The 3,445-nt window shown below is 36.2% G+C and carries 5 protein-coding genes; all 5 read left to right on the forward strand.

Annotation, left to right across the window (positions count from 1 at the left end; translation table 11 throughout):
* Positions 1–188, forward strand: a 188-nt coding sequence (locus NUV40_04440) for a DUF6516 family protein (GenBank protein MCR4343109.1), incomplete at its 5' end; no start/stop codon positions are given.
* 493 nt (positions 189–681) lie between these two features.
* Positions 682–1,071 carry a HEPN domain-containing protein gene (locus tag NUV40_04445; protein ID MCR4343110.1) on the forward strand — a complete coding sequence of 130 codons (390 nt, stop codon included), beginning with the start codon at positions 682–684 and terminating at the stop codon, positions 1,069–1,071.
* Positions 1,047–1,364, forward strand: coding sequence for a nucleotidyltransferase domain-containing protein (locus NUV40_04450; protein MCR4343111.1), 318 nt, complete (start codon positions 1,047–1,049; stop codon positions 1,362–1,364). Before NUV40_04445 ends, NUV40_04450 begins: the two co-directional genes overlap by 25 nt.
* Before the next feature lie 883 nt (positions 1,365–2,247).
* Entirely contained in the window at positions 2,248–2,481 is a 234-nt protein-coding gene (locus NUV40_04455) for a hypothetical protein (protein ID MCR4343112.1), read from the forward strand.
* On the forward strand, positions 2,450–2,935 hold the full coding sequence (locus NUV40_04460; GenBank protein MCR4343113.1) for a nucleotidyltransferase family protein: 486 nt from the start codon (positions 2,450–2,452) through the stop codon (positions 2,933–2,935). Before NUV40_04455 ends, NUV40_04460 begins: the two co-directional genes overlap by 32 nt.
* Positions 2,936–3,445 lie beyond the last annotated feature (510 nt).

Consider the following 3,445-nt stretch of genomic DNA (forward strand, 5'->3'; position numbering starts at 1 on the left):
ATTATCGAAAAGGTTCTAATAATTTATTCAGATATGATAATGCCCCCGACCCAAGGGCTAAAAACTTAAAGACATTTCCTTACCATAAACACCTTGAAGCTGGAAATATTACTGAATCAAAACAGATGGAATTAACAGACATTATTAATGAAATTGAGAACCTTTTTATTTCAGAAGATAATGATTAATCCCTATACCGTTCTGGTAATTTTATAAAGGAAAATTTAGATAATCTATTTAGCCCATTAATCCAAAACCGTAAATCTTCTTACCTTTGGAATCTTGCTCTTCGACTTTTAACTTCTGCGTCTATCAGTGAAAAGTCCTCGGCGCTTTTTGTCCAGGGAAATCTGTGGCTAAACTTTCTATATCACTTCGTTATTGTTTTGTTGCTATTGCCTACTGCCTATTGCCAACTTCTTTTTGTCTTTTTTCTGCGTTCTTCGCGTCTCGGCGGTGAAGTATCTATTTGTTTTTCTCTTTTATTGTCAATTTGTGAAATTCGTGTCCAATGCCTTTTGTCTTGCAAAACAACCCCACTCTTTTATAATATCCCTGAACAGGAAGTAGTTACAACTCGCTTTTGTCACATTAATAAACACCTTCAAAAATGCAGTCTGATATGTTTAATAAATAAGACTTTACAAATTAATAAACTTAACAATAACCTTGGAGGATCTTTTGGATAATAAAAAGGCTGTTTCGTTCTGGCTTGAATCAGCTGAAGATGACTGGAAGGTTTCAAACCATCTCTTCGAAAGAAGAGATTATTCATATTCATTGTTTTTCGGACATTTGACTATAGAAAAAATTCTTAAGGCTCTCTATGCAAGTAAAACAGGAGAGACTCCACCCTATACCCATCGGCTTGTATATCTATCCGAAAAAATATCACTCAAGCTGACAGATGAACAACTGGAACTTCTTGAAGCAATAACAGATTTCAATATGGAAGCAAGGTATCCTGATGAAAAGTTCGCTTTCAAGAAAAAATGCACTAAAAGTTTCACAGAAATGTATCTTTCTAAGATTAAGGAGATGAAAGAATGGTTGTCTCAGAAGATCCAATAATAAAAATTAGTCAAAGATATATTGAAGAATTGGAAAAGAATGGTATTAAGATAAGCGAAGCCATAATTTTTGGCTCTCATGCAAAGGGTATAGTACACGAGAGTAGTGATATTGACATCGCTCTTATTTCAGATTCCTTTACCGGTGATAGATTTGACGATCGCAGGAAGGTTGTGCCACTGAGAAGAAAGATAGACAGCAGGATTGAACCGATACCATTCCGCCCGGAGGACTTTAATGATGGAGGAATGCTTGCAGAGGAAATAAAGAATACGGGAAAGAAGATCTTGTAGTTTTGCATCTGTTTCTTCAGTATATCTGAAAAAATCTGTGGCTAAATTTTTCTTTCCTTTTGCGTCCTTAGCGACTTCACGGTGAATAATCTATTTGTTTTTTCATTAGTGCCTTGTCCTCGGTGCCTTTTGTCCGGGGAGCGTGAACCTTGCTTCTTTCCTTTTTTCTTTTGCCTTTAACTTCAGCATTTAGTCTGTGTAAGTCTGTGGCCATATTTCTTTTTTTTCTCTGTGTACTCTGCGAACTCTGCGTTAAGAACTGTTTTTTTAGAATCTTTTATATTGCAAAACAACCCCACTCTTTTATAATAACCCTGAATAAGAAGATTTGATAAATTTCAAGTCCCAAATGGCAAATCACAAATAAATCACCCGCCCGGATGAATCCGTTCGGACGGGCAATACCAAATGACCAAAATAAAGAAACAAAATAGTATGATTTGGTTATAGGTTTGAATATTGTAACTCGTAAATTCCACTACCTTTCCTTTTGCTTTTTACTGTTTTTTCACGGATAAATTTTCTTATACCCTTTGCTATCATTTTGTAAATTGTCTACTGCCTATTGTTTCTTTTCTCTGCGTTCTTCGCGTCTTGGCGTGAACCTTGCCTCTTTCCTTTTTTTTTGCCTTTGACCTCAGCATTTAGTCTGTGCAAGTCTGTGGCAAATCTCTTTTGACTTTCCTATTTTCTACTATATTTTCAGTTTTTCTTTGCGCTCTTTGCGTCTGCGGTGAATTCTTTTGCCTTGCAAAATAACCCCGCTCTTTTATAATACCCCTGAATAAGAGTCCGTTATAATACACTTTTATCAAATTCAAATATGCGGCCAAGGAGAGGCTTAGTTACCTCTACCCTATTACCTAAAAGGACGAATTATAGAATGAGTAATGATGGTATCACGCCAGGATCCGGAAAAACTGATTTACCTATAAAATATGATGACGAAGGAAACATTATAGATTTTGGTGGTTGGGAATCTGAAGGAGCAAAACTGAGACATAATCTTACATGGACACCAGAACAGATCCTGAATTGGCTGGAAGAGGCCAATCATTTTAATGAGACAATCAGGGAAGGTACAAATGTTCTACGAGGAAATCATCAGGGAGTTTAATAATACAGGCGTAAGATATGCTATCGTAGGCGGAGTAGCAGTCAATCTTCACGGTCATATTCGCATGACGGCTGATCTGGATATTATTTTAGAGTTGGAAGACAATAACCTTGCAAAAGCCATTACAACACTAATGGAATCAGGTTTTTCTTGTAAGATCCCGGTTGACCCTATGGGATTAGCTGACTCTAATACGAGAAATGATTGGATAAAAAATAAAAACATGAAGGCACTTAACTTTTATCGTGATACCGAGGAAGTTGATCTGGTCGTTGATTCTCCCGTTAAATATGAAGAAGTGGAAAAGACGATCTTTGCGGTAAGGGAAATAAATTGTCCTGTAGTTTCAAAAGAAGATTTGATCAAAATGAAAGAAGTGACAAACAGACAGCAGGATATAGACGATATTAAAAAACTGAAAATCTTAATAGATATTGAACTGGACAATAAATAGTTTTTACCCAACAAGTTTTCTCACCAGTTTATCTGGCGAGCCTGCACTCCCTCTTTTCACCTATATTTTCAGTTTTCCTCTGAGCATAACCGTAGCCAAATATTCTTGTTTTTTCTTTTCTTTTTTTCTGTTTCTATCTGTGAAATCCGTGTCCGATGTCTTTTTTTTTGCTTTTAACCTCAGTGTTAATCCGTGTTTTTCCGCGGCTAGATTTTATCTTTTTCCTGTTGCTTTTCTTTGCGCCCTCAGCGTCTCTGCGGTGAATTCTTTTGCCTTGCAAAACAGCCTCGCTCTTTTATAATAACGGGCAATAAGCTGTTACAAATCACTTTACTTATTATAATGTACAGTCAAGGAGAGATTTAATTCCTTTTACTTTCTCAAGGAGCTTAACAATGTTCAGTTTAGCAGACTATAGAGCCTCCGCATAAACTCGAACGAAAAGCGTTCAGCACAAAATATTTCTCAATCGTATGTCAGATTTAAGTCAAAAGAAAACAGAAAAAAGTA

It is taken from the genome of Patescibacteria group bacterium, assembly GCA_024654625.1.
Classification (GTDB): domain Bacteria; phylum Patescibacteriota; class Minisyncoccia.

What these genes read in the sequence shown, in the direction of transcription:
- NUV40_04450 (MCR4343111.1), top strand. Translation starts at nt 1,047, where the DNA reads ATGGTTGTCTCAGAAGATCCAATAATAAAAATTAGTCAAAGATATATT.
- NUV40_04455 (MCR4343112.1), top strand. Translation starts at nt 2,248, where the DNA reads ATGAGTAATGATGGTATCACGCCAGGATCCGGAAAAACTGATTTACCT.
- NUV40_04460 (MCR4343113.1), top strand. Translation starts at nt 2,450, where the DNA reads ATGTTCTACGAGGAAATCATCAGGGAGTTTAATAATACAGGCGTAAGA.